Genomic DNA, 25,796 nt, shown 5'->3' with positions numbered 1-25,796 from the left:
CCCCACTTGCCGAAAGTTTGTTTCCGCACCACGACAGGGCGTCGTCTCTCAGCAAAACTCAAAGACAAGCACCCCACTTCCCGCCAGCCAGATCGGCGGAGAGGATTCAGGCTTTTTCGTGATGCCGCCAGCAGCTTACGCTATATTTCGCCGGTACCGCGATCATGTTTGGAAACAAGCGTTAATCGTTGCCGGCGATGGCGCGGATCCGGATCACGTACAGCGTTGCCTCATGGGCGGGTTGGACAAGCAGGCCGGTGCTGACCGGCCCGGACAGCAGCGTGTCGAGCGGCCCGAGGCGAACCGGTTCAGCGGCGGGCACACTGATGTCGCCGTCCAAGCACAGGATGAGCGTTGTGCCGGCTTCAGTCCGGATTTCCACGGGGGCCGAAATCACCAGGCGTTCGACCGAATGCGTCATCCGGCTTCGGCGGGTCATGACATTGAGATCGGTGATCGGTCCGCCGATCAGCGCGGCCGAGGTCTGCACGTCGGCCGGGAAAGAAAACAGGGCGGTCGTCCTGTTTATAGACGTCGGCGGGTAACCGGCAATCTCGAGGACGATGCCCTCGCCTTCGAGCACGGCAAGGGTGCGATCGATGCCGGCGAATTGCGAGAACGGACCGCTCGATTCGACACGCGCCATCGACACGCGCCAGTCGAAATCGTCGAGCCCGGCACCGGGCGGCGAGACGGCGATTTCCGTCGTCACGCCGCCGCCGTTCTTCCACGGCATCGACCGGTATTCGGCTGCCCGCAGGATGCGCATACCTAGCCCTCCGCTATGGTTACGGGCGTTCGAAACTCGAAAAGCCGATTCCGCGGCTTTTCGCCTGCCTGCGGCCGGACGTTTCTCACCCGAGAATGCCGGGCAGGTTGAGCTGGTGCTCCTTGGCGCATTCGACGGCGATTTCGTAGCCGGCATCGGCGTGGCGCATGACACCGGTCGCCGGGTCGTTCCACAACACCCGCTCCAGGCGCCTGGCGGCTTCGCGCGTGCCGTCGGCGACGATGACCATGCCGGCGTGCTGCGAGAAACCCATGCCGACGCCGCCGCCATGGTGCAGCGACACCCAGGTGGCACCGGACGCCGTGTTGAGCAATGCGTTGAGCAGCGGCCAGTCGGACACCGCGTCCGAGCCGTCCTTCATCGATTCCGTTTCGCGGTTCGGCGAAGCGACCGAGCCGGAATCGAGGTGATCGCGACCGATGACGACAGGCGCCTTCAGCTCACCCTTGGCCACCATCTCGTTGAAGGCGAGGCCGAGCCTGTGGCGGTCGCCAAGGCCGACCCAGCAGATGCGCGCCGGCAGACCCTGGAAGGCGATGCGCTCGCGCGCCATGTCCAACCAGTTGTGCAGATGGGTGTTGCCGGGCGTCAGTTCGCGCACCTTGGCGTCGGTCTTGTAGATATCTTCCGGATCGCCCGACAGAGCTGCCCAGCGGAAGGGACCTATGCCGCGGCAGAACAGCGGACGGATATAGGCCGGCACGAAGCCGGGGAAGGCAAAGGCGTTCTCGAACCCCTCCTCCCTGGCCACCTGGCGGATGTTGTTGCCATAGTCGAGCGTCGGCACGCCGGCGTTCCAGAACGCCACCATCGCCTCGACATGTTCGCGCATGGAAGCGCGGGCCGCCTTCTCGACCGCCTTGGGGTCGCTGACGCGCTTCTCGCGCCACTCGGCCATCGTCCAGCCCTTCGGCAGATAGCCGTTGATGGGATCATGCGCCGAGGTCTGGTCGGTGACCATATCGGGGCGAATGCCACGCCTGAACATCTCCGGGACGATCTCAGCCGTATTGCCAAGCAGGCCGACCGACTTCGCCTCGCCGGCCTTGGTCCAGCGTTCGATCTTTTCCAGCGCCTCGTCGAGCGTCTCGGCGCGCTCGTCGACGTAGCGGGTGCGCAGGCGAAAATCGATCGAGTCCGGGTTACATTCGATTGCGAGACAGCAGGCGCCGGCCATGACGGCGGCGAGCGGCTGGGCGCCACCCATGCCGCCGAGACCGCCGGTCAGGATCCATTTTCCCTTGAGATTGCCGCCGTAGTGCTGGCGGCCGGCCTCGACGAAGGTCTCGTAGGTGCCCTGCACGATGCCTTGCGTGCCGATGTAGATCCACGAGCCGGCCGTCATCTGGCCGTACATCATGAGGCCCTTCTTATCGAGCTCGTTGAACTTTTCCCAATTCGCCCAGTGCGGCACCAAATTGGAGTTGGCGATCAGCACACGCGGGGCGTCCGGATGGGTGCGGAAGACGCCGACCGGCTTGCCGGACTGGACCAGCAAAGTCTCGTCATCGGCCAGCGTCCTCAAGGAGGCGACGATGCGGTCGAAATCGTTCCAGGTGCGCGCCGCCCGGCCGATGCCGCCATAGACGACCAGTTCGTTGGGATTTTCAGCAACATCCGGGTCGAGATTGTTCATCAGCATGCGCAGCGGCGCTTCCGTCAGCCAGGAGCGCGCGCTGATTTCGGTGCCGCGCGGGCTGCGGACTTCGCGGATGTTGTGGCGAGGATTGTTCATGGCGTCACTCCATAAGAGGATCTGATGTCAGACACGCGCCCAGGATGTCGCGGTCTCGAGGATTTTCCGCAGGGTGGCGCGGATCGGTGCTGCGAACTCGGCGTCATAGGGCACCGGCCAATTGTCCGGCGTGCCCTTGCCATCGGGCTCGCGCATATAGATGCGGTTGGAGAGTTCCATCTGCAGTGCGTGCACGCCTTGTTGCGGCTGGCCGAAATGGCGTGTGATCCAGCCGCCCTTGAAGCGGCCGTTGATGACAAAGGTTTCACCGGTTTCGGCCATGATCTGGCCGACCATCGCCTGCAGCGTCGGATCGGCGCTCCTGCCGTCATTGGTGCCGAGATTGAAAACCGGCAGCGTGCCTTCGAACAGGCGCGGCAGCACTGAACGGATCGAGTGGCAGTCATAGAGCACGATCTTTTCGTGTAGCCCGCGCAACCGGCCGATCTCGGCCTGCAAGGCGGCATGGTACGGCACGAAGAATTCCTCGCGACGCTCGTCGATCTCCGACGGCCCCGGTTCTTCGCCCTCGCGATAGAGCGGATCGCCATCGAAGGTCTCGGTCGGGCAAAGGCCCGTCGTCGCCTGGCCGGGGTAAAGCGAGGCGCCGGAGGGATCGCGGTTGACGTCGATGACGGTGCGCGAGATCGCGGTGTGCACCACCGTCGCCCCGAGGCCGGCGGCAAAGTCATAGAGATTATCGATCCACCAATCGCAGTCGCGGCGGCCGAGCCAGGGCGAGACCAGCCGATTCTCAAGGCCGGCGAGGTCGATGCCGGTGTGTGGTATCGACACCAGCAACGGGGCTGCGCCGGGCGTGACCGTCAGCCAGGGCGCGCTTGCCATCACACCGCTCCGGAAATCGACGGCAGAGCCACACCGCCGGCGGCCTCGATGGTCGCACCGCTGCGCACCATGGCGATGGCTTTTTCCATATCGGGGTGGAAATGGCGGTCATTGTCGAGATGTGGCACCTCGGCCCGCACCAGCCTGCGCACCGCCTCCAGGGCGTCGCTCGAGGCCAGCGGCGCGTGGAAATCGCAGCCTTGGGCCGCGGCCAGCAATTCGATGCCTATCACCGCGGTGGCGTTCTCGACCATGCCGATCAGCCGGCGCGCACCGTGCGCCGCCATCGAAACATGGTCCTCCTGATTGGCCGAGGTGGGGATCGAATCGACTGATGCCGGATAGGCTTTCTGCTTGTTTTCGGAAACGAGCGCCGCCGCCGTCACCTGCGGGATCATGAAGCCGGAGTTCAGGCCGGGCTTGGGCGTCAGGAAGGCCGGCATGCCGGAAAGTGCCGGATCGACAAGCATGGCGATGCGGCGCTCCGACAGCGAGCCGATCTCGCAGACGGCGAGCGCGATCATGTCGGCGGCGAAGGCCACCGGCTCGGCGTGGAAATTACCGCCGGAAAGTGCGGTGTCATCCTCGGCGAAGATCAGCGGATTGTCGGTGACGCCATTGGCCTCGGTGCCCAGCGTGTCGGCCGCCTGGCGCAGCACGGTGAGTGCAGCGCCCATGACCTGCGGCTGGCAGCGCAGGCAATAGGGATCCTGCACGCGTTCGTCGCCAACCCGATGCGATTCACGGATGGCGCTGCCGGCCATCAGATTGCGCAGGGCGTCGGCCGTCTCGATCTGGCCGGGATGCTTTCTCAGCACATGGATGCGCGGATCGAAGGGGGCGTCGGAGCCTTTTGCCGCGTCGGTCGACAGGGCACCGGCGACCAGCGCCGATTGGTAGAGCACTTCGGCCTCGAACAAGGCGGCCAGCGCATAGGCGGTCGAAAACTGGGTGCCGTTGAGCAGCGCCAAGCCCTCCTTTGCGCCCAGTGCCACCGGCTCCAGTCCATGCGAGACGAAGGCGACCTTGGCCGGGAAACGGCCATGCGGGGTAAAACATTCGCCGACGCCGATCATCACCGCCGTCATGTGCGATAGCGGGGCAAGGTCGCCGGAGGCGCCGACCGAACCTTGCGCCGGCACCACCGGGATGACGTCGTTGGCCAGCATCGCTTCCAGCAACTCGATGGTTTGCGGCCGCACACCCGACGCGCCCTGCGCCAGGCTGGCGAGCTTCAGCGCCATCATCAGCCGGCAAACGGCAACCGGCATCGGCTCGCCGACGCCGGCGGCGTGCGACAGGACGATGTTGCGCTGCAAGGTCTCGAGATCCTCGGCCGGGATGCGGACGCTGGCCAGTTTGCCGAAGCCGGTGTTGATGCCATAGACCGGCTCGCCCTTGGCGACTATCCTGGCGACGGCCTCGGCGCTCGCCTTGATTTTCGGCCGGCAGGCATCGTCCAGCTTGGGCACGGCGCCACGATAGATGGCGCGCCAGTCGGCCAGCGTCGCATTGCCGGGCTTCAGGGTCAGTTCGGTCATTGTCCTCTCCAGATGCGGGCATGCAGCGGGTTGAAGCCCATGCGGTAGACGAGTTCGGCGGGGCGCTCGATGTTCCAGATCGCCAGGTCGGCGGATTTTCCGGCTTCCAGCGTGCCGGTTTCTCCCAGCAAACCAAGCGCGCGGGCCGCCTCCCGGGTGACGCCGGCAATGCATTCATCGACGGTCAGGCCGAACAGGGTCGCGGCCATGTTCATGGTCAGAAGCAGTGAGGTCAGCGGCGAAGTGCCGGGATTGTTGTCGGTGGCGACAGCCATCCTGACGCCGTGCTGGCGAAACAAGCCGATCGGCGGCTTCTTGGTTTCGCGAATGAAATAGTAGGCGCCGGGCAGGATCGTCGCCACGGTTCCGGCCTTGGCCATCGCCGCTGCACCTGCCTCATCGGTGTATTCGAGATGGTCGGCCGACAGCGCACCGTAACGGGCGGCGAGTTCGGCGCCATGCAAATTGGACAGTTGGTCGGCATGAAGCTTGACCGGCAGGCCGGCCGCCTTTGCAGCATCGAAGACGCGCGCCATCTGTTCCGGCGAAAAGGCGATGCCCTCGCAGAAACCGTCGACGGCATCGGCCAGCCCCTCGGCGGCAACCGCCGGGAGAATTTCCTTGGCGACCAGATCGATAAAGGCGTCCTTGTCACCCTTGGCTTCCGGCGGCAGCGCGTGGGCGCCGAGGAAGGTCGTGCGGATCGTCACCGGCCGCTGGTTGCCCAGCTGTCGTGCGGCACGCAGCGACTTCTTCTCGTTTTCGAGGTCCAGGCCGTAGCCTGATTTTACCTCCACGGTGGTTACGCCCTCGGCGATCAGCGCATCGAGGCGTGGCAGTGATTGGGTGACCAGTTCGCTCTCGCTGGCGGCGCGCAGCGACTTGACCGAGGAGACTATGCCGCCACCAGCCCGGGCGACCTCTTCATAAGTGGCGCCGGCCAGCCGCATCTCGAATTCGTTGGCGCGGTTGCCGGCATGGACCAGATGGGTGTGGCAGTCGATCAGGCCGGGTGTGATCCAGCGGCCCTCGCAATCAACCGTCTCGGCGCCCTGGGCAAGTGTCGGGGGCAGCTCCGACTCGGGGCCGGCATAAACAATGCGGCCGTCACGCGCAGCGACCGCGCCATGTTCGACGACGCCAAGTCCGGCAGACCCGTCGGCCATTGTCGTCAGCCGCGCATTGCGCCACAGACGAAGATCCCCTGCCCGGCTTTTGCTCTTTGCAGCCATCATCTTTTCCGTTTCAATCGATGACGATTATGTATATACATATTGAAACGCACTGCAAGTGCCTTCATCGCATGAGACACAGAGAACCGGAGAGAAAAGTGGCAGCGATCTTTGCGGAACAGGCGCTCCTTCCCGATGGCTGGCGCGAAAATGTGCGGCTTACCCTGGCCGAGGGACGCATCACAGCCGTTCAGCCTGGCGCTGCTGCGGCAGCCGGCGACGAACGTCACGCGATCCTGTTGCCCGGCATGCCCAATTTGCACAGCCACGCCTTCCAGCGCGGCATGGCCGGCCTTGCCGAACTTCGCGGCCCCTCCGCCGACAGTTTCTGGAGCTGGCGCGAGGTGATGTACCGTTTCGCCCTGTCGATGACACCCGATCAGGTCGAGGCGGTTGCAGCACAACTCTATGTCGAGATGCTGGAAGCCGGGTTTTCCCGCGTCGGCGAGTTTCACTATCTGCATCACGACCGCGATGGAAAATCCTACGCCAACCTCGCCGAGATGGCCGAGCGCGTTGCGGCCGCGGCCGGCGAGGCAGGCATCGGCCTGACGCTTTTGCCGGTGTTTTATGCGCACTCGTCTTTCGGCGGTGCCGCACCAAACGAAGGCCAGCGGCGATTCATCAACGATGTGAATCGATTCTCGCGGCTTGTTGAGAAATGCCGCGAATCGGTTCGCGCGTTGGATCAGGCTGTTGTCGGCGTCGCTCCGCACAGCCTTCGCGCCGCGACACCGGAAGAACTGATTGATGTGACTGCCCTAGCGCCGGACGGGCCGATCCACATCCACATTGCCGAGCAGGTGAAAGAAGTCGAGGATTGTCTTGCCTGGTCGGGCGCACGGCCGGTCGAATTTCTGCTTGGCCATGCCAAGGTCGACAAGCGCTGGTGTCTGATCCACGCCACCCACATGACCGATGCTGAAACCGTTGCCATGGCCAAAAGCGGTGCCATCGCCGGCCTATGCCCGATCACCGAGGCCAATCTCGGTGACGGCACTTTTGCCGCGCCGCTGTTCAGGGAACATGGCGGCCGCTATGGCGTCGGCTCCGATTCCAATGTGCTCATCGGCCTGCCCGACGAGTTACGCCAGCTCGAATATTCGCAGCGTCTCGCCCACCGCGCCCGCAATGTGCTGGCGGTCGCAGGCGGCTCGACCGGTCGCGCACTGTTCGACGCCGCGCTCGACGGTGGCAGCGTCGCGCTTGGCGCCGGTGCTTCCGCGATCGCCGCCGGCGCATCCGCCGATCTTGTCTCGCTCGATCCCAAAAATCCCTCGCTGGCCGGCAAGAGTGGCGACGCGATCCTCGACGCCTGGATCTTCGCCAATGGCAGCAAGGTCGACTGCGTCTGGGTGCATGGCCGCAAACAGGTTAGCGGCGGCAGGCATGTGAAGCGAGAGGCCATCGCTGAGCGTTTTCGCAACGTGATGACGGCGCTTTCGGCATGAGCATGGCCGGCACTGTGGAGGCGGAAGGCGGCGGCTCGCTGCACCAGCGCATCCTCTCCGACATCAGCGAGAAAATCCTGTCCGGCGCCTGGGCGCCCGGTCATCGCATCCCGTTCGAGCATGAGTTGAGCGTGCAATACAATTGCTCGCGCATGACGGTGAACAAGGCGCTGTCGCAGCTTGCCAAGGCCGGACTGATCGAGCGCCGCCGCCGCTCAGGCAGCTTTGTGCGCCGGCCGCAGTCGCAGGCCGCGGTGCTGGAAATCCACGATATCCGCATCGAGGTCGAAGCGCTCGGCCTGCCCTATCGCTACGAGCGCGTCGCCCGACACAAAAGGCGCAGCAGCGCCGGGGATCGCGCGCTGCTGGAGCTGGGCGTGGCCGGACCGGTGCTGGCGCTGGAGTGCGGTCATTTCGCCGGCGAGCGGCCGTTCGCGCATGAACAGCGGCTGATCAATCTCACCGCCGTGCCCGAGGCAGCGGACGAGGAATTCGTGGCCACCGCACCAGGACCATGGCTGATTGGCCGCGTGCCGTGGAGCGAAGCCGAGCACCGGATTCGCGCTGTCGCCGCCGACAGGCATATCGCGGCTGCACTCGATATAGAAACCGGTGCGCCCTGCCTGGTGGTCGAGCGACGGACGTGGAGCGCCGAGCACCCGGTCACCCATGTGCGCTTCACCTACGGGGCCGAGAGCCACACGCTGGTAGCGAGGTTCAGGCCGCAGGGGTGAGGCTGACCTCCCCCCACGTGGGGGAGATTGGCAGCTTCAACGCCTCAAATCGCAGCGGTAATAATAACCTCGACCAGATATTCCGGGGCGGCGAGCTTTGCTTCGCCGGTGGCGCGGGCTGGCGTGTTGCCCTGCGGCACCCACTTGTCCCACTCAGCGTTCATCTCGGCAAAGGTGCTCATGTCGGCCAGCCAGATGATCGCCTGCAGGATCTTGGTCTTGTCGGAGCCAGCCTTGGCCAGCAATTCGTCGACAGCCGCCAGGATGTCCCTGGTCTGCGAAGCGACGTTGCCGGTCGGCTGGCCGACCTGACCAGCCAGATAGACGGTATTGCCATGGATGACGATCTGGCTCATGCGCGGGCCGACATCGATGCGACGAATGCTCATTGGATGGTTCCTTCCTGTGGCGGTTGCGCTTCTTTAGAGTCGCGACCGGCTTGGGGCAAGGTCGCCAGGTCGAATCCCCTTGGGCCAACGGCATATGGATGTGCACACACGGCAAGTTGACCCTGCCGTCGCAATTCCGCCGGATTGGCTTGTTGACTAATGTAATAACATCACATATCCAATCGGCCGCTGCCAGCAGCCGGATTTCGCCGCCTACGGATCGCAGAATGACAAATACCTGCCTGACATTCCGCGACCTGACGCTTGGCTACGGCAGCCATCCGGCGATCCATCATCTCGACGGCACCATCCGCAAGGGCTCGTTGACCGCTGTGGTCGGCGCCAACGGCTCCGGCAAATCGACGCTGATGAAAGGCATTGTCGGCGTCCTGAAGCCAATGGCCGGCGAGGTTATCCGCGCGCCCGGTGTACGTGCCGCCTATCTGCCGCAGCAATCGGAGCTCGATCGCTCCTTTCCGGCGCGGGTGGTGGATCTGGTTTCGCTCGGCCTGTGGCCACGGCGCGGCCTGCTTGGCCGCTACACCAAGGAAGATCGCGATGACGTCAGCAAGGCGCTGATGGCGGTGGGCCTCGGCGGTTTTGAAAAGCGGCCGATCGACACGCTGTCGGGCGGCCAACTGCAGCGCACGCTGTTTGCCCGTGTCCTGCTGCAGGACGCCGACCTCATCCTGCTCGACGAACCCTTCAACGCCGTCGACGCCAAGACGGTCGGCGACCTCATTGCGCTGATCAAGCACTGGCATGGCGAGGAACGCACCATCATGGTCGTCGTCCACGATCTGGATCTGGTGCGGCAGAATTTCCCCGAAACGCTGCTTCTGGCCCGCCAGCCGATCGCCTGGGGCGAAACCCGGGAAACGCTGAAGCCTGAAAATCTGTTGCGCGCCCGCCGTTTTCACGAGGCCTGGGAAGAAAATGCACCCTGGTGCGAGCCGGGCGAGGACGCTCATGGTCACGATCACCATGGCCACGATCACGATCACCAACATGGCGTCGGACCGAGGGCTGCTTGATGGACATGCTTTACGGCCTAGTCATCGCGCCCTTCGCCGATTTCGCCTTCATGCAGCGGGCGTTGATCGGCTCGCTGATGCTGTCGCTCGGCGCCTGCCCGATCGGCGTCTTCCTTATGCTGCGGCGCATGAGCCTGTCGGGCGACGCCATGGCGCACGCAATCCTGCCCGGTGCAGCCGCCGGCTTCCTGTTCTATGGGCTGGAAATCCTGCCGATGACCATCGGCGGCCTGATCGCCGGCGTCATCGTCGCGCTCGGCGCCGGCGCCGTCTCGCGCTTCACCATCCAGCGCGAAGACGCCTCGATGGCGGCTTTCTACCTGATTTCGCTCGCCATCGGCGTGCTGATGGTGTCGATCCGCGGTTCCAGCGTCGATCTCATGCATGTGCTGTTCGGCACCGTGCTGGCGCTCAATGACGAGGCCCTGACGCTGATCGGCGGCATCGTCGCGGTGACGCTGGCCAGCCTCGCCATCTTCTGGCGGGCGCTGGTCGCCGAATGCCTCGACCCGCTGTTCCTGCGCTCGGTCAGCCGGCTCGGCAGCCCGGTGCATTTCATCTTCCTCGGCCTTGTCGTACTCAACCTCGTCGGCGGCTTCCAGGCGCTCGGCACGCTTCTATCGGTTGGGCTGATGATGCTGCCGGCCGCGGCCGCCCGCTTCTGGACGGTTCGCGTCGAGCCGATGTGCGTGCTGGCCGTACTGATCGGCTTCGCATCCTGCGTCGCCGGGCTGCTTTTGTCCTATCACGCCTCGCTGCCATCCGGCCCGGCCATCATCCTGTCGGCCGGCGTCGTCTATTTCGCCTCGATCCTGTTTGGCACGCGCGGCATCCTGCGCGCACGCATCATCCATCACCGTCACAGAACGGCCTGATCCCCGCCCCTAGAAGGAGACCCCTCTATGCTGAAATCCATCCATGCCGCCCTGGCGATGAGCGTTATAACATTAACCGCCTTTGGCGCATCGTCGGCCTTCGCGGCACCGCTGAAAGTGGTCGCCAGCTTCACCGTCATTGCCGATTTCGCCAAAAATGTCGGCGGCGACCGCATCGATGTCACCACCATCGTCGGGCCGGATGGCGATGCCCATGTCTACGAGCCGAGCCCGGCCGATGCGGTGGCCATGGCCAAGGCCGACATCGTGCTGGTCAACGGCCTGCATTTCGAAGGCTTTCTGCAGCGGCTGGTCGATGCCAGTGCCACCAAGGCCTCGATCATCACCTTGACCAAGGGCGTGACGCCGATCGATTTCAAGCCTGAATTCGCCGATGCCGACGCGGCCGAAGGTGCCGGCACCGGCGGCGGCAAGACGGTCACCGATCCCCACGCATTCCAGTCGATTGCCAACGCCAGGATCTATGTGAAGAACATCGCCGAGGCTTTCTGCGCGGCCGATTCGGAAGGCTGCGTCAGCTATCAGACCAATGCCGCCGCCTACACCAAGAAGCTTGATGCGGTCGAAGGTGAAGTGAAAGCGGCAATTGCCTCGATCCCGGAGAGCAAGCGCGTCGTCATCACCTCGCACGACGCCTTCGGCTATTTCGAACATGCATACGGCCTGACCTTCCTCGCCCCGCAAGGGGTGTCGACCGACTCCGAACCATCCGCCGCAGACGTTGCCAAGCTGGTCAATCAGGTGAAGCAGGACAAGGCGGCTGCGATCTTCGTCGAGAACATCACCAACCCGCGCCTGATCGAGCAGATCGCCAGCGAAACCGGCATCAAAGTCGGCGGCACGCTCTATTCGGACGCGCTGTCGCAGCCCGACGGCCCGGCCGCGACCTATATCGACATGATGCACAACAACATCCGTCAGATCAAAGGCGCTATTCTCGGCAGCTGAGTTTGAAGGATTGCCCAGCCGGGCCGCATCGGCCCGGTTGGATTTTCTGGCACGCAATGTCTATTTGGCAGAGAAATCCTTCGGCACGGATTGCCGCCCATGTCGGGGAGTGGCAAGACTGCCACCTGACCAGTTTGCGAGGATGCTGCCATGGAATACCGCGAAATCAGCGAGGACTATTCGGTTTCGGGCCAGATCCAGCCCGAAGACGTCGCCGCCATCAAGAAAGCCGGCTTCAAGAGCGTCATCTGCAACCGGCCCGATGACGAACAGCCGGGCCAGCCTTCTGCCGACACCGTCGGGGCAGCGGTCGAAGCCGCAGGCCTCGCCTTCCGCTACATTCCGGTGATCAGCGGCCAGATCACGGCCGAGAATGTCGAGGATCAGGCCGAAGCGCTCGAGGAACTCGACGGCCCGGTCTTCGCCTATTGCCGTTCCGGCGCCCGCTGCACCAATCTCTATGGACTGATCCAGCAGTCGAAGGGTTGAACGGCCCTTCCGTCATTAGGCTGGCGATCCTTCACACCCCCTCTGGCCTGCCGACGTATCAATGATATCCGCTCAGATTAAATCGGCAGCGCGCCGGTTTCCTTCAGCGTCTCCAGCACGATCGCCGTCTTCACGTGCTGCACGGATTCGTGCGGCAGTAGCACGCCGTTGACGAATTCCGACAATGATTTGAGATCCGGCGTCACCACTTTCAGGATGTAGTCCATCTCGCCGGTCAGCGCGTGCGCTTCCTGCACTTCGGGCAGCCGCGCCACCAGTTCGCCGAAGCGCCTTGCATTGTCGCGATTGTGGGTGGCGAGCGTGACCGAAATGACGTTGACCAGGGAAAAACCGAGCTTGTCGCGGTCGAGAACGGCGCGATAGCCCCTGATGAAGCCGTCCTCCTCCAGCCGCTGACGGCGGCGCGAGCATTGCGACGCCGACAGGTTCACCCGCTCCGAAAGATCGTTGTTGGTCAGCCGCGCATCACCCTGCAACAGTGCCATTATCTTGCGGTCGAACTGGTCAATGCGCGCCTCATCCATGGCTTTCCCTTACATCATGCACGCTTCACGCATGACATCATCATTTCAAGCGTTTGAATGCAAGCACCGTGCGCCTCCTCCGCGTTATCATCGTGTCAAATCGCCTTTTCAGGCCAGGCCAGCTTTCGGAGGAATATTATGGGTCCCTTCCCGCACGACGCCCCGCCCGCCAGGATCAGCAAGGACAACCCGGCCGGCACCGATGGGTTCGAGTTCGTCGAATTCGCGCATCCGGAGCCGCAAAAGCTGGCTGAGCTGTTCACCCGCATGGGCTATATCGCGGTGGCCAAGCACCGCACGAAGGACATCACCGTCTGGCGCCAGGGCGACATCAACTATGTCGTCAATGCCGAACCCGGCTCGCATGCGATGAAGTTCGTCGACAAGCACGGCCCTTGCGCCGCCTCGATGGCCTGGCGGGTGGTCGACGCCAAACACGCCTTCGATCATGCCGTTGCCAAGGGTGCCACACCTTACGAAGGTGCCGACAAGGCGCTGGACGTGCCGGCGATCGTGGGCATTGGCGGCTCGCTGCTCTATTTCATCGAAACCTACGGCAAGAAGGGCTCGGCCTATGACGCCAAGTTTGAGTGGCTGGGTGCGCGCGACCCGCGGCCGGAAGGCGTCGGCTTCTACTATCTCGATCACCTGACCCACAATGTCTATCGCGGCCAGATGGACAAATGGTGGGATTTCTACCGCAACCTGTTCGGCTTCAAGCAGATCCATTTCTTCGACATCGACGGCAAGATCACCGGCCTGGTCAGCCGCGCCATCACCTCGCCCTGCGGCAAGATCCGCATTCCGCTCAATGAGTCCAAGGACGAGACTAGCCAGATCGCCGAGTACCTGAAGAAGTACAATGGCGAAGGCATCCAGCACATCGCCGTCGGCACCGACGAAATCTACGAGGCCACCGACAGACTGGCCGAGAACGGGCTGAAGTTCATGCCCGGCCCGCCTGAAACCTACTACGACATGTCGTATGACCGCGTGAACGGCCATGACGAACCGATCGAGCGGATGAAGAAGCACGGCATCCTGATCGACGGCGAAGGCGTCGTCGACGGCGGCATGACCAAGATCCTGCTGCAGATTTTTTCGAAAACCGTGATCGGGCCGATCTTCTTCGAGTTCATCCAGAGGAAGGGCGACGAAGGTTTTGGCGAAGGCAATTTCCGCGCACTGTTCGAATCGATCGAACAGGACCAGATCAAGCGCGGGGTGATCAAGGTTCAGGCGGCGGAATAGCCATCGAACTCACTTGCGGCCCGGCCAGTTATGACCTAAATTCTGGTCATAAGAGGTCATCTATGAATATCCCCATGGCAAAAGCGAAGGCTCAGCTTTCCGAATTGGTGAAACGTGCCCAGGCTGGCGAAGAGATCCATCTGACCCGACATGGAGAGGTTGTCGCAACCTTGAGCGCTCCCGTTCGGGCTGGTGGGAGCAAAGGCTTGCTTGGCGCCCTGAAAGGCCAGATTTGGATATCGGATGATTTTGATGAACTCGGTCCCGAATGGGACGAGTATATTAAATGAGCCGCAGATATCTGGTCGATACCCATATTCTGCTTTGGGTACTCAACGCCGATTCACGTCTTTCGGATCATCATCGCGATATCTTTCTCACAGGCAAGGATGTGATCGTCAGCGCCGTCTCGGTGGCCGAGATCGCCATCAAGAAATCGCTCGGCAAAGTGACGCTCACAGGCGACATCGTGGACATCCTGCGATCGAACGGGATTCCGATTCTCGGCGTAAACGAACTACACGCGGCGAGACTTGAACATCTGCCGCTTCACCACCGCGATCCCTTCGACCGCCTGCTTATTGCGCAGACCCAAATTGAAGGCCTGACGTTGGTCTCCGCGGATCGGCAATTTTCAGCCTATGACGTCGTATTGGCCTGATCGCCCAAGCCCAGCCGCTTGACCTCTTTCGCCGGGCTGAAGGGACAATACCGCGCGGTAGAGTCGGTCGTTCGACCAGAGATTGTTGCCGGCCATGCTGCGCGGGTAGTCGGGCAGGCTCATCACGTCATCCGGTTGACCGCGACAGATACAAGCCCGCCCACATAACGGCAAATCCAGCAAGAACGATCAGCAGCAACCAGTTCATACGCCGACGCATGCTCTGCGTTTCCGCGTCCCGCGCGACGTCCATGTTGGTGATGGTGTGGAAAACATCATCGCCTTGCGCGGAAAGCCGCTGCGGTTGGTCAGGTCGGGCGATCGCGCCTCGATGCGATAGCTCAGCCGGATCGCCTGGATGAAGACCGCCAGTATGGCGAGTGCCCAGACACCAGCCAGCAGATAGCCCCCCGTCATGCCCTTACCTCTCGTATTTCTCGACCTTCTGTTCGATGGCACCGAAGATCGAATGCCCAGCCTTGTCCTTCATCTCGATGCGCACCGTGTCGCCGAAGCGCAGGAATGGCGTTTTGGCTTCGCCCGACACAATGGTTTCGATCATGCGCAGTTCGGCGATGCAGGAATAGCCGGCGCCACCGGCCGAGACAGGCTTGCCCGGCCCGCCGTCGAGCTTGTTGGAGACGGTGCCGGAACCGATGATCGTGCCGGCGGCCAATGGCCGTGTCCTTGCTGCATGAACGATCAGCGCAGGAAAGTCGAAGGTCATGTCGATACCGGCATTGGCGCGGCCGAACGGCTTGCCGTTGAGATCGGTAAGCAGCGGCAGGCTGACCTTGCCGCCGTCCCAGGCATCACCCAGTTCGTCCGGCGTCACAGCGACCGGTGAAAACGCCGAGGACGGCTTTGATTGGAAAAAACCGAAACCTTTCTCCAGTTCCGGTCCGGTGAGCGCGCGCAACGTAACGTCGTTGACCAGCATGACCAGTCGGATCGCTGCCTTTGCTTCTTCGAGGCTTGCACCCATCGGCACATCGTCGACGATGACAGCGACCTCGCCCTCCATGTCGATGCCGAAGGCTTCGTCAGCCGTGCGGATCGGATCACGTGGCGGAATGAAAGAATCCGAGCCGCCCTGGTAGATCAGCGGGTCGGTCCAGAAGCTCGCCGGCATCTCGGCGCCGCGCGCTTTGCGCACCAGCTCGACATGGTTCACGTAAGCCGAGCCATCGGCCCATTGATAGGCACGCGGCAGCGGCGAATGGGCGTCATGTTCGTGGAAGCGCTCCGCCGGCATCGCATTGTTCTCAAGCGATTCCGCTATTGTCGCGAGATGCGGGGCGATGCGCCGCCAGTCGTCGAGCGCCGCCTGCAGCGTGCGAACCAGGAACGAGGCGTCGGTGAAGCGTGTCAGGTCGCGCGAGACGACGACGAGTTTCCCGTCGCGCGTCCCGTCCTTCAATGTGGCAAGCTTCATACGGTTTCCTCTCCTGCTGCAGCTTTGGCGCTGCTTAAGCCCACAACAAGACCGTCGCGGGCGATCGTCAAGTCGCCGTTCCAAGTTTTCCTGACGGCGGCAGTCCAGTCGGCCTCGCCTATCAAAGAATCGTCGGCCGGAATGAGGTGGTTGAGCACCAATCTCTTCACGCCGGCATCGCTTGCGATGCTGCCGGCCTCTTCGGCAAAGCTGTGGCTGGCGAGCAGATGCTCTCTGAGCCGCGCACCATTGCCGGTCCTGGCCACCAGTCGCTCGATGCCTTCTTCCAGCATTGCCTCGTGGACGAGGATGTCGGCGCCTCGGGCAAAATCGGCGAGCGGCGGATAAAAGGCCGTATCGGCGGAGAACACGACGCTTTTGGCACCATGCTCGAAGCGAAGAGCAAAACAGTCGGTCACCGGCGGATGCTCGACGCGCAGCGCCGAAACCGTCAAGCCGCCCTGCGCGACCACCTGGCCTTCGCCGAATTCGCTGATCGACACCAGATCGCGAATATCCGGCCGGCCTTCGTCAACGATGCGGATCTCGATGTCGAACTCCATCGCCTGGCAAAAGCGCCGCCAGTAATGACCGGTGCCGGGCGGGCCGAACACGCCGACGGGCGTCGCGAGGCCCGCCGTCCAGGCGGTGTGGATCAGCGGCCCCAGTTCCAGCACATGGTCGGAGTGCAGATGCGTGATGAAGATCAGGTCGAGCGACTTCAGGCTGATGCCGGCATCGACCAGACCACGCGTCACGCCAAGGCCGCAGTCGACGACGATGCTGCGGCCGCCGATCTGCAGCAGCGACGAACTCGGCCATGGACCACCCGGCCGCAATGCCGGGCCACCCTTCGAGCCCAAAAGCACCAGCCGATCCGGCATTGGCTCGGTGTTCAAGACCAGTCGCCCTCAGGCGTGCCGTTGAAACGCTTCTTCAGGTCGGCCCAGCAGTCGATGTAGTTGTCCTGCCGGGTTTCGAGCTCGGCGCCGTAGCGGGTCAGCATCTGCGGAAATCGGGTCTCGAACATGAAGGCCATGGTGTTGTCGAGCTTGACCGGTTTCAGCTCCGCGCGCGAGGCCTTTTCGAAGCCAGGCGCATCCGGCCCATGGGCCAGCATCAGATTGTGCAGGCTGATGCCGCCGGGCACGAAACCTTCTTCCTTGGCGTCGTACTGGCCGTGGATCAGGCCCATGAACTCGCTCATGATGTTGCGGTGGTACCAGGGCGGCCGGAAGGTATCTTCGGCCACCAGCCAGCGCGGCGGGAAGATGACGAAGTCGATGTTGGCCGTGCCCTCCTCGCCGCTTGGTGCCGTTAACACGGTGAAGATCGACGGATCGGGATGGTCGAACAAAAGCGCTCCGACCGGTGAAAAGGTCGCCAGATCATATTTGTAGGGCGCATAGTTGCCGTGCCAGGCAACGACATCGAGCGGCGAATGGCCGATCTCGGTGACATGGAAATTGCCGCACCATTTCACGATCAGCCGGCACGGCGTTTCCTTCTCCTCGAACCATGCGCCAGGCGTCTTGAAATCGCGTGGGTTGGCCAGGCAATTGGCTCCGATCGGGCCGCGATCGGGCAGCGTCAACTTGGCGCCGTAGTTCTCACAGACGTAGCCGCGCACTTCGGCGTCGACCAGCTCGACCTTGAAGACCAGACCGCGTGGCAACACCGCGATCTCGCCGGGCCGCAGCTCAATGACGCCCATCTCGGTGACGAAGCGCAATGCGCCGACTTGCGGCACGACCAGCAACTCGCCGTCGGCATTGAAAAAATGATCGTCCGCCATCGAGGTGTTGGCGACATAGACGTGGGCTGCCATACCCGTCTGCCCGAGCACGTCGCCAGCGGTTGTGATGCTGCGCATACCGGCGATGAAATCGGTCGGCTCCTTCGGCATCGGCACCGGGTTCCAGCGATACTGGCCGAGCGCCAGTTCATGATCGCCGACATTGGGCGCACTCTTCCACAAGGGATAGCTCGCCGCCTTGAAGCGGCCGGTGTGCTTGACGCTCGGCCGGATGCGGTAGAGCCAGGACCGCTCATTGGTGCCGCGCGGCGCGGTGAAGGGCGAGCCTGAAAGCTGCTCGGCATAGAGGCCGTAGGCCGGCCGCTGCGGCGAATTCCGTCCCTGCGGCAACGAGCCGGGCAGCGTCTCGGTCTCAAAATCGTTGCCGAAGCCCGGCATATAGGAAAAGGCCATTGCTTCCTCCCGGAATGGATCTCAATTGACCAAACTGGTTTCATTTGTAACCATCGAAAATGTAACCATCAATGGCGGCTTTGAAAAATGGCGATCAGGAGCGAAGCGTCCGACGCGGCTGAAATTCTCAATCTGGAAAACTTCCTGCCCTACCGGCTCTACCGGCTTGCCGACGCCGTCAGCCGCGAATTTTCGAGGATATACAAGGACAGCCATGGCCTGACGCGGCCGGAATGGCGCACCCTTTCGGGGCTGGGGCAGCATGGAACGATGACTGCGACCGAACTCGGCGAGCAATCGGCTATGCACAAGACCAAGGTTTCACGCGCCGTGGCTGAACTCGAGCGGCGGCGCTGGTTGATGCGGACACCTGATGAGAAAGATCGCCGTATCGAACATCTGACGCTGACCGGAACGGGGCTGGCCGCCTACCGCGAGATGGTGCCGCTGGCGAAGGCGTTCGAACGGGATTTGCTGGCAAGGCTCAGCGCTGAAGAGCGCACGGCGATCACCAGCGGACTGGCTGCATTGGAGACCAGTCTGGTCCCGAGCAAGAGTTAGTCCAAGATCAAGCCAATCACTCTGAACGACGGAGTTCGAGCGAGACTGCGTGAGAACTCCCGAAGCATAGCATTGCTTTCGATTTAATCGTGATTTGCGTTGTCAGGCCGCGTATAATGCCCATCATACCGACAGGAGGACTACGATGAGCATTCGCACATTAAGTGTCCTGGTGACGCTGCTTGTAGGCACCTGCACATTTGCGCAGGCGCAGCAGACAAAGCCGATGTCGATCGAAGTGTTCCCTTTCGAATTGGAGGACAAGAGCGCCGGGGCGGGAATAATTCCCCCGGATGAATATGACAGGCGCTATCTGTCGAATCAGCACAAGTTGCTAAGGACATGCTCTCCCAGTCTGGGCGTTTTACAGTAATTGTTGTGCCGGCGAGGGATACACAGGCTGCGGCGCCGCACGGATTGCGCAACTGCGCTGGTTGTGAAGGCCCGATTGCCAAGGAGCACGGCGCGTCGCTTGCCTTGCTTGGCGTCGTAACGCGCGTCAACCGAACAGAACATACTATGTTCATTCGCATCCTTGACGCCGAAACCGGGAAACATGTTTCGGAGGGGTTTACCGATCTTCGCATGGGTGCGAACTACGCGTGGCCCCGCTCCGTGAAATGGCTGATGAAAAACAGAATTCTGCGTTAGGGCGGCATCTACCAATCCATCACCACCTTGCCGGAACTGCCGCTGCGCATTGCATCGAAGCCGGCTTGGAAATCGTCGATGCCGATGCGGTGCGTGATAAGCCCGGAAACATCCAGCGGCCCCTGCACCAGCGCGATCATCTTGTACCAGGTCTCGAACATCTCGCGGCCATAGATGCCCTTGAGATGCAGCATCTTGAAGATGACCTTGTTCCAGTCGATCTCGAATCCGGTCGGGGCGATGCCCAGAATGGCGATCTTGCCGCCGTTGTTCATGGTGTCGATCATGTCGCGGAAGGCGGGGGCTGCGCCCGACATTTCGAGGCCGACATCAAAACCCTCGGTCATGCCGAGTGCCGGCATGACATCGCGCAGCTTTTCCTTGGACGCGTCGACGACATGCTGGACGCCGAGCTTTTTCGCCAGCGCCAGCCGCACCGGATTGATGTCGGTGATGACGACTTTTCGCGCGCCGACGCATTGGGCGACGAGCGCGCCCATGATGCCGATCGGCCCGGCGCCGGTGACCAGCACGTCCTCGCCGACCAGATCGAAGGAGAGTGCCGTGTGCACGGCATTGCCCAACGGATCGAAGATGGCGGCGATCTCGTCCGGCACATCATCGGGGATCGGCACGACGTTGTGCTGCGGGATAGCCAGATACTCACCGAAGGCGCCCGGACGATTGACGCCGACGCCGAGCGTGTTGCGGCACAGATGCCCTCGCCCGGCGCGACAGTTGCGGCAATGACCGCAGACGATGTGGCCCTCGCCCGACACGCGCTGGCCGACCTTGTATTCGGTGACCGCTGCGCCGAAATCGGCAACGGTGCCGACGAATTCATGGCCCGTCACCATCGGCACCGGCACCGTCTTCTGCGCCCACTGGTCCCAATTGTAGATGTGCACGTCGGTGCCGCAGATCGCCGTCTTCTTGATCTTGATCAGCACGTCGTTAGGGCCGATTTCCGGCACCGGCACCTCTTCCATCCAGATGCCTGGTTCGGCCTTGGCCTTCACCAGCGCTTTCATCATGTTCGACATGCTTTTGTCCCTTGAAGCTCTTGTTCCGGAATCGCTTTTCGATTCCGGCTTGTCAGGAAATGACGCCGAGTTCGCGCCCGACGGCGGCGAACGCTTCCACCGCGCGGTCGATATCGGCGCTGGAATGCGCCGCCGACATCTGCGTGCGGATGCGCGCCTGCCCCTTTGGCACCACCGGGAAGGAGAAGCCGATGACATAGATGCCGCGCTTCAGCATGCGCGCGGCCATCTCCTGCGCCAGGCTGGCATCGCCCAGCATCACCGGGATGATCGGATGATCCGCTCCGGCCAGCGTGAAGCCGAGCTTGCCCATTTGCGACCGGAACCGCGCAGCGTTGTCGTAGAGTTTGTCGCGCAGCCCATCGCCGTCCTTGATCAGTTCGAACACCTTGATCGAAGCGCCGGCGATCGCCGGCATCAGCGTGTTGGAAAAGAGATACGGCCGTGAGCGCTGGCGCAACCAGTCGACCACCTGGCTTTTGCCCGAGGTGTAACCACCGGAGGCCCCACCAAGTGCCTTGCCGAGCGTCCCGGTGATGATGTCGACCCTGCCCTCGACGCCGCAATGCTCGGCCGAGCCGCGGCCGTTCTGGCCGACGAAGCCGACGGCATGGCTGTCGTCGACCATCACCATGGCGTCATACTTCTCGGCGAGGTCGCAGACACCCCTGAGATTGGCGATGATGCCATCCATCGAAAACACGCCGTCGGTGGCGATCAACCGGAAGCGGCAGTCCCGGGCTTCCTTCAGGCGCGCCTCGAGATCGGCCATGTCGTTGTTGGCGTAGCGGAAACGTTTGGCCTTCGACAGCCGCACACCATCGATGATCGAGGCATGATTCAAGGCATCCGAAATAATGGCGTCTTCCTCGCCCAGCAGCGTCTCGAACAGGCCGCCATTGGCATCGAAGCAGGAGCCGTAAAGGATGGTGTCTTCCATGCCGAGGAAGGAGGAAATCGTCGATTCGAGCTGCTTGTGCTCTTCCTGCGTGCCGCAGATGAAGCGCACCGATGCCATGCCGTAGCCATAGCGGTCGAGCGCCTGCTTGGCAGCATTGCGCAAATCGGCGCTATCGGCGAGGCCGAGATAGTTGTTGGCACAGAAATTCAACACCTTGTCGCCGCCGACCTCGATCTCGGCCGACTGCGTCGAAGTGATCACCCGCTCCGACTTGTAGAGGCCTGCCGATTTGAGCCCCGCGAGCTCGCTGTCGATGTGGGAGAGGAATGCTGCGGTCATGACCTAGCCTCGTTTGATGTGGGCCGACTGTCGTCTCGTCCGCGCGAAAAATCCATCGCAAAAACGACCGGATCGGTGGCAAGCAGCACGACGCGGCCCCGATGTCGATCATCACGCGGCCGAGGAACGACGCCACGACAAAGGTTCTGGCCGATGACCGCTCAAATGCCGGTACGGTGCTAAACGAGCCGATAACCATTCCGCGATCTTTCCACGGCCGCCCCTTGCCGGACAGCCGTCGATTTCCGGTCCTGTTAACGTTTGCAGTTCAATGGTGCTCATACAAGAATCCCTAGGCAAGAATCCCTAGGCAAGAATCCTTAGGCGAGAGGGCCGCCCCCGAAAATGTCGCAGCAGCCGGTGCAAACCGTTTCAGGCAAGCTCATACTGCTGATCAAGGCTGGCTATTGGCTAGCCCTGCTGATCATTGCGGCCATGGTGATCGCCTCCTTCATCCTGCTGCAGCAGATGATGGCCACCCAACAGCACAATCACACCTTGCTCGACATCGTCAGCACACAAAAGACGCTGTCGCAGCGCATCGTCTTCCTTGCCAGTGCAACGGGTGCCGGTTCACGCGACAAGCAACCGGCGCTGGTCAGCGCGCTCAAGCAGGCAACGGCGGAGTTCGAGACCAACTACGACCTGCTGCTCGATCAGACAGGAGCCGATCCGCAATCGCCGGCCAAGCTCGACCCGAAGTCGATCGAAAGCGTCCTCTTCGCCAAGCCCTTCCACCTCGACTATTTCTCCGTCGGGCTGATCGCCAATGGCGACCGCCTGATCTCGGCCTATGAATCGCAATTCAGCGGCAATGGCGGCTACAAGGGCGGCGGCGAACGCGTCAATCTCGACGCCTCAGTCGCCAATGCGACCTTGTCGGGTTATGCCGCGCTCGGCCAGCGCATCACTGCCGACGCCGACGACCGCTCCGAGAAGCTGCTCGCTCTCCATCGCACGCTGTTCTACGCCACAATCGGCGTCATCATACTGGTGGCGCTCTTCATCTTCAGGCCGATGTCGAACGCCATCCTGCGCAAGACGCATGAACTGATCGACGCGCGCAATTCCATGGCCTTCATCGCGGTTCATGACGGCCTCACCGGCCTGCACAACCGCACGTTCCTGACCGATCATTTCGACACGCTGATCAAGGGCACGCACCGGCGTCGCGAACGCCTTGCCGTCGTCCAGCTCGATCTCGACCGATTCAAGCAGATCAACGATACGCTCGGCCACGCCGCCGGCGACTATGTGCTGGTCGTCACGGCACAGCGCATGCGCGATTCCTGCCGGGCGTCGGATCTGTGCGTGCGCCTGGGCGGCGACGAGTTCGTCATGATCCTCGGCGGCGCCGGCGGCACCGAAGACATCAACATGCTGGCGCGGCGCATCCTGGCGCACATCAACGAGCCGATCGTCTTCCAGGGCACGACCATTCTCCCAGGCGCCAGCGCCGGCATCGCGGTCTATCCGATCGACGCCGACAATGCTGGGGATTTGCTGGTCCATGCCGACCTGGCGCTTTATTCCGCCAAGAAGCTTGGCGGTGGCAACTTCTCCTTCTTCTCCGAGGAACTGCGCCGCGAACTCGATTATCGCAAGCAGCTCGAGCACGACATCAAGGTCGCCATCGCGGAGCGGGCGTTCCAGGTCTATTTCCAGCCGCAGGTCTCGCTGACCAACGGCACGATCAGCGGCATCGAGGCGCTGGTGCGCTGGAACCATGCGGAGCGCGGCATGATCCCGCCCGGCGAATTCATCCCGGTCGCCGAGAAATGCGGCTTCATGCCCGAGATCGGCCGCATCGTCATCACCAAGGCGATCAACGAGGCGGCCAAATGGAATCGCGCCGGCATTGCCTTCGGACGGCTTGCCGTCAATGTTTCCGGCACCGAGCTGCGCGAGCACGATTTCGATGCGTTCTTGTTCGAGACGCTGGAAAAGGCTGGGCTGCCGCCGCAAAAACTGTCGCTGGAAATCGTCGAATCCGTCATCCTCGACGACGAAAAGACAGGCATCGCCGCCAAGCTGCGCCACATCAGGGCAGCCGGCGTCCATCTCGAACTCGATGATTTCGGCACCGGCTATGCTTCGCTCAGCCATGTCAACCCGAACGAGATCGATCGGCTGAAGATCGATCGCCGCTTCGTTCAGAACATCCATGAGAATGGCGACAACTCGAAGATCGTGCGCGCCATCACCGAGCTGGCGCGTGGCCTCGGCATCTCGATCGTCGCAGAGGGTGCCGAAACCGAGGCCGAGCTCGATTCGCTGATGGCGATCGGCTGCGACCAGGTGCAGGGCTACTCCATCGCCTTCCCGATGCCGCACGACAAGGCGCTGGAGTGGCTGACCGCCCGCATGCCGAAGAAGGCGAAGCTGACGGTGCTGCAAGGAAGCCTGGCATAGGTACGGCCGGGCTGCCTTGACAACCGCGTGTGAAGATGGCCGCCTTATCGTGATCGCAACAGGGATATCGGGGCTGATGACACCGTTTCGGTTTGCCCTTGCGGCACTGCTGATCTTTGCGGCCCCCGCCCAGGGCGCCGATCGCACCATCTATCTTACCTTCGACGATGGGCCGCTGAACGGCACAAGCAACATCCTCGATGTGCTGGAGGCCGAGCAGGTTCCTGCAACCCTATTCATGGTCGGCATGCACGCACAGGCGAGCGCTGCCAACAGAGCGCTCGTCCAGCGCGCCAAGCAGCTTCCTCTGGTGACGCTCGGCAACCACAGCTACAGCCATGCCTACAATCACTACCGGCATTTCTACGGCGACACCGAGGGTGTCGTCGCCGACATGGTACGGGCAAACGCGGTGCTCGGCTTGAAGCCCGTGGTGCATGCAAGGCTGCCGGGGCGCGACGTGTTCAGGCTGCCCTCCATGTCGAAGAACGACACTTCGCTTGGCCTCGCCCAGGAGGGGCATGAAGAGCCCGACTACGAATTTGTCGCGGCCTCAGGCTTCTATCTCTACGGCTGGGACCATGAATGGGTGCACAAGGACAACGGCGAGCCGGTGCAGAGCGTCGACCATCTGGTCAGCGAGATCGATCATCTGTTCGGCTATGGCCGCTTCGTCAAGCCCGGCAAGCTGATCCTGCTGATGCATGACGAGATGTTTCAGGACGGCTTCGACGGCAAGACGAAGCTGACCAATTTGATCGCCGCGCTGAAGCTGCGCCGTTACGCGTTTGGGGCAATCCAGGGCTACGACGACTGAACCGGTAAGGACGGCAAGTTCTTCAGCGGATGTGCATCGGTACCCGATGCTGTCGCATGGCCGGCAAGGCGTCAAAGCACCTCGATCGACTCCCCGCGCAGCTTGTGCCGACGCAATTTGATGTATGTGCGCAAATTAGGCGTCATCTGAAAGCCCACCAGCTTCGTCTCCTGGAGGGGAGCAGCCCACGCCATCGTCTCGTAGCGGGCGCCGTAACCTTCGATGGTGGCGGCAAGATTTTCGCGGCCCAGATTTCTGGCCAGAGTGGCGCAGGCAGCAACCCTCGAACGAATCGACTGGCCGTATTTGGGCGCAAACGCCAGTCCGCCGTCCGCCAGGTCATCGACCTCATGGGCAAGCGCCAGGAACAGAATGTCCTCGTCGCCGGCAGGCACACCTTTGTCCACAATGCGCTCGGGATCTCCCGTGTCGAATTTCAGTCCGACCACGCGAGCGACAAGACCCTCGACGCGAGGACCGATTTTTTGCTCCAGCCACTTGCGGTGAGCATCGGTTCGCCTGCTGGATTTGCCGTCCGGATACTGGCCTCCGTCATAGGCGGCGTGAAACATAGCAGCGAGGACAAGATCGACGCTTTTGTCAAAATGTGCGACCGACGACGCAGCTCCCACCGCATGGCAGATGAAAGGCCGTCCCGTCTTGCGATAACGGCCGTTGAACATCGCGCAACACACACGATACGCCTTCTGCACCCTGGCGATATCGGCAAGCGGATATCCAGCCTCGTATAGCTGGATGTAAAGCGCCGTGTTGGTCTGGCGCGGAACGAACAGATCTTCTTTGGTCAACTTGTCCCCCCGAACGTTGTTAGGTTTTCCGGCGACTTCTCGCTGCCGAAGCCAGCGGCTTCGGTATTCTTGCACAG

General features: G+C 62.4%; 28 protein-coding genes and 1 pseudogene. 14 read left to right on the top strand and 15 right to left on the bottom strand.

Features of this window, described 5'->3' with window-relative positions; translation table 11 throughout:
* Positions 1-181 precede the first annotated feature (181 nt).
* From A4R29_RS10680 to hutI, 5 genes are all read right to left on the bottom strand, one after another.
* Positions 182-769, bottom strand: a complete 588-nt coding sequence (locus tag A4R29_RS10680) for a HutD/Ves family protein (protein WP_063171881.1) — start codon at positions 767-769, stop codon at positions 182-184.
* Positions 770-854: 85 nt separating this feature from the next.
* Positions 855-2,525: a urocanate hydratase gene (hutU, locus tag A4R29_RS10675; RefSeq protein WP_063171880.1), complete on the bottom strand. Its 1,671-nt coding sequence runs from the start codon at positions 2,523-2,525 to the stop codon at positions 855-857.
* 27 nt (positions 2,526-2,552) lie between these two features.
* On the bottom strand, positions 2,553-3,371 hold the full coding sequence (gene hutG, locus A4R29_RS10670; protein WP_063171879.1) for an N-formylglutamate deformylase: 819 nt from the start codon (positions 3,369-3,371) through the stop codon (positions 2,553-2,555).
* A complete protein-coding gene (gene hutH / locus A4R29_RS10665; RefSeq protein WP_063171878.1) occupies positions 3,371-4,912 on the bottom strand; it encodes a histidine ammonia-lyase in 1,542 nt (513 codons plus the stop codon). The genes hutG and hutH overlap by 1 nt, the downstream gene beginning before the upstream one ends.
* Positions 4,909-6,144: an imidazolonepropionase gene (hutI, locus tag A4R29_RS10660; RefSeq protein ID WP_063173643.1), complete on the bottom strand. Its 1,236-nt coding sequence runs from the start codon at positions 6,142-6,144 to the stop codon at positions 4,909-4,911. Before hutI ends, hutH begins: the two co-directional genes overlap by 4 nt.
* A 98-nt stretch (positions 6,145-6,242) precedes the next feature.
* Between hutI and A4R29_RS10655 the strand changes: the two genes are divergently transcribed.
* Positions 6,243-7,595, top strand: coding sequence for a formimidoylglutamate deiminase (locus tag A4R29_RS10655; protein WP_063171877.1), 1,353 nt, complete (start codon positions 6,243-6,245; stop codon positions 7,593-7,595).
* A complete protein-coding gene (gene hutC / locus A4R29_RS10650; RefSeq protein WP_082827373.1) occupies positions 7,592-8,329 on the top strand; it encodes a histidine utilization repressor in 738 nt (245 codons plus the stop codon). Before A4R29_RS10655 ends, hutC begins: the two co-directional genes overlap by 4 nt.
* A 44-nt stretch (positions 8,330-8,373) precedes the next feature.
* Here hutC and A4R29_RS10645 read toward each other — a convergent pair whose 3' ends face one another.
* Positions 8,374-8,718, bottom strand: coding sequence for a RidA family protein (locus A4R29_RS10645; protein ID WP_024505595.1), 345 nt, complete (start codon positions 8,716-8,718; stop codon positions 8,374-8,376).
* Between the two features lie 227 nt (positions 8,719-8,945).
* On the opposite strand from A4R29_RS10645, the gene aztA reads away from it, so the two are divergent.
* The 4 genes from aztA to A4R29_RS10625 all read left to right on the top strand — a co-directional run bounded on the left by aztA (position 8,946) and on the right by A4R29_RS10625 (position 12,085).
* Positions 8,946-9,752 carry a zinc ABC transporter ATP-binding protein AztA gene (gene aztA, locus A4R29_RS10640; protein WP_013532307.1) on the top strand — a complete coding sequence of 269 codons (807 nt, stop codon included), beginning with the start codon at positions 8,946-8,948 and terminating at the stop codon, positions 9,750-9,752.
* Positions 9,752-10,627, top strand: a complete 876-nt coding sequence (gene aztB / locus A4R29_RS10635) for a zinc ABC transporter permease AztB (protein ID WP_063171875.1) — start codon at positions 9,752-9,754, stop codon at positions 10,625-10,627. The genes aztA and aztB overlap by 1 nt, the downstream gene beginning before the upstream one ends.
* A 27-nt stretch (positions 10,628-10,654) precedes the next feature.
* On the top strand, positions 10,655-11,596 hold the full coding sequence (aztC, locus tag A4R29_RS10630; protein WP_013532309.1) for a zinc ABC transporter substrate-binding protein AztC: 942 nt from the start codon (positions 10,655-10,657) through the stop codon (positions 11,594-11,596).
* Between the two features lie 150 nt (positions 11,597-11,746).
* Positions 11,747-12,085 (top strand): protein tyrosine phosphatase family protein, encoded by a 339-nt coding sequence (locus tag A4R29_RS10625; RefSeq protein ID WP_013532310.1) that lies wholly within the window; start codon positions 11,747-11,749, stop codon positions 12,083-12,085.
* Positions 12,086-12,162: 77 nt separating this feature from the next.
* Here the strand turns inward: A4R29_RS10625 and A4R29_RS10620 are convergent, their stop codons facing one another.
* Complete coding sequence (locus A4R29_RS10620) at positions 12,163-12,630, bottom strand: Lrp/AsnC family transcriptional regulator (RefSeq protein ID WP_013532311.1); 468 nt, start codon at positions 12,628-12,630, stop codon at positions 12,163-12,165.
* Positions 12,631-12,768: 138 nt separating this feature from the next.
* Between A4R29_RS10620 and hppD the strand changes: the two genes are divergently transcribed.
* From hppD to A4R29_RS10605, 3 genes are all read left to right on the top strand, one after another.
* Entirely contained in the window at positions 12,769-13,881 is a 1,113-nt protein-coding gene (hppD, locus tag A4R29_RS10615; RefSeq protein ID WP_063171874.1) for a 4-hydroxyphenylpyruvate dioxygenase, read from the top strand.
* A 74-nt stretch (positions 13,882-13,955) separates the two neighbouring features.
* Positions 13,956-14,171 carry a type II toxin-antitoxin system Phd/YefM family antitoxin gene (locus A4R29_RS10610; RefSeq protein WP_395316750.1) on the top strand — a complete coding sequence of 72 codons (216 nt, stop codon included), beginning with the start codon at positions 13,956-13,958 and terminating at the stop codon, positions 14,169-14,171.
* Positions 14,168-14,542 (top strand): type II toxin-antitoxin system VapC family toxin, encoded by a 375-nt coding sequence (locus A4R29_RS10605; RefSeq protein ID WP_013532314.1) that lies wholly within the window; start codon positions 14,168-14,170, stop codon positions 14,540-14,542. The genes A4R29_RS10610 and A4R29_RS10605 overlap by 4 nt, the downstream gene beginning before the upstream one ends.
* Positions 14,543-14,569: 27 nt before the next feature.
* On the opposite strand, the pseudogene A4R29_RS35020 reads toward A4R29_RS10605, so the two are convergent.
* From A4R29_RS35020 to hmgA, 5 genes and pseudogenes are all read right to left on the bottom strand, one after another.
* Positions 14,570-14,665, bottom strand: a pseudogene (locus A4R29_RS35020) (DinB family protein); the annotation flags it as partial.
* Positions 14,666-14,746: 81 nt separating this feature from the next.
* A complete protein-coding gene (locus tag A4R29_RS10600; RefSeq protein WP_244506943.1) occupies positions 14,747-14,959 on the bottom strand; it encodes a hypothetical protein in 213 nt (70 codons plus the stop codon).
* 4 nt (positions 14,960-14,963) lie between these two features.
* Entirely contained in the window at positions 14,964-15,977 is a 1,014-nt protein-coding gene (locus A4R29_RS10595) for a fumarylacetoacetate hydrolase family protein (protein ID WP_063171873.1), read from the bottom strand.
* Positions 15,974-16,861, bottom strand: coding sequence for an MBL fold metallo-hydrolase (locus A4R29_RS10590; protein WP_063173642.1), 888 nt, complete (start codon positions 16,859-16,861; stop codon positions 15,974-15,976). Before A4R29_RS10590 ends, A4R29_RS10595 begins: the two co-directional genes overlap by 4 nt.
* An 11-nt stretch (positions 16,862-16,872) precedes the next feature.
* A complete protein-coding gene (gene hmgA / locus A4R29_RS10585) occupies positions 16,873-18,186 on the bottom strand; it encodes a homogentisate 1,2-dioxygenase (RefSeq protein WP_063171872.1) in 1,314 nt (437 codons plus the stop codon).
* An 87-nt stretch (positions 18,187-18,273) separates the two neighbouring features.
* On the opposite strand from hmgA, the gene A4R29_RS10580 reads away from it, so the two are divergent.
* The 3 genes from A4R29_RS10580 to A4R29_RS35620 all read left to right on the top strand — a co-directional run bounded on the left by A4R29_RS10580 (position 18,274) and on the right by A4R29_RS35620 (position 19,398).
* Positions 18,274-18,747 carry a MarR family winged helix-turn-helix transcriptional regulator gene (locus A4R29_RS10580; protein ID WP_024505603.1) on the top strand — a complete coding sequence of 158 codons (474 nt, stop codon included), beginning with the start codon at positions 18,274-18,276 and terminating at the stop codon, positions 18,745-18,747.
* 145 nt (positions 18,748-18,892) lie between these two features.
* Complete coding sequence (locus tag A4R29_RS34615; RefSeq protein WP_063171871.1) at positions 18,893-19,120, top strand: hypothetical protein; 228 nt, start codon at positions 18,893-18,895, stop codon at positions 19,118-19,120.
* Positions 19,090-19,398, top strand: a complete 309-nt coding sequence (locus A4R29_RS35620; protein ID WP_167355172.1) for a DUF2380 domain-containing protein — start codon at positions 19,090-19,092, stop codon at positions 19,396-19,398. Before A4R29_RS34615 ends, A4R29_RS35620 begins: the two co-directional genes overlap by 31 nt.
* An 8-nt stretch (positions 19,399-19,406) precedes the next feature.
* Here the strand turns inward: A4R29_RS35620 and tdh are convergent, their stop codons facing one another.
* The gene (tdh, locus tag A4R29_RS10570) at positions 19,407-20,441 is read right to left on the bottom strand and encodes an L-threonine 3-dehydrogenase (RefSeq protein WP_013532321.1); all 1,035 of its coding nucleotides are present in this window, start codon (positions 20,439-20,441) and stop codon (positions 19,407-19,409) included.
* A gap of 52 nt (positions 20,442-20,493) precedes the next feature.
* The gene (locus tag A4R29_RS10565; protein WP_024504815.1) at positions 20,494-21,681 is read right to left on the bottom strand and encodes a glycine C-acetyltransferase; all 1,188 of its coding nucleotides are present in this window, start codon (positions 21,679-21,681) and stop codon (positions 20,494-20,496) included.
* A gap of 345 nt (positions 21,682-22,026) precedes the next feature.
* Here A4R29_RS10565 and A4R29_RS10560 point away from each other — a divergent pair, with 345 nt between their 5' ends.
* Positions 22,027-24,093, top strand: coding sequence for a putative bifunctional diguanylate cyclase/phosphodiesterase (locus A4R29_RS10560; RefSeq protein ID WP_063171870.1), 2,067 nt, complete (start codon positions 22,027-22,029; stop codon positions 24,091-24,093).
* A 76-nt stretch (positions 24,094-24,169) separates the two neighbouring features.
* Positions 24,170-24,910, top strand: a complete 741-nt coding sequence (locus tag A4R29_RS10555) for a polysaccharide deacetylase family protein (RefSeq protein ID WP_081714379.1) — start codon at positions 24,170-24,172, stop codon at positions 24,908-24,910.
* A gap of 71 nt (positions 24,911-24,981) precedes the next feature.
* Here A4R29_RS10555 and A4R29_RS10550 read toward each other — a convergent pair whose 3' ends face one another.
* Positions 24,982-25,719 carry an HD domain-containing protein gene (locus A4R29_RS10550; RefSeq protein WP_063171869.1) on the bottom strand — a complete coding sequence of 246 codons (738 nt, stop codon included), beginning with the start codon at positions 25,717-25,719 and terminating at the stop codon, positions 24,982-24,984.
* Between the last annotated feature and the right edge of the window lie 77 nt (positions 25,720-25,796).

This window comes from Mesorhizobium ciceri biovar biserrulae (genome assembly GCF_001618845.1).
Lineage (GTDB): Bacteria > Pseudomonadota > Alphaproteobacteria > Rhizobiales > Rhizobiaceae > Mesorhizobium > Mesorhizobium ciceri.
This window is presented reverse-complemented; position numbering and strand designations above follow the sequence as displayed.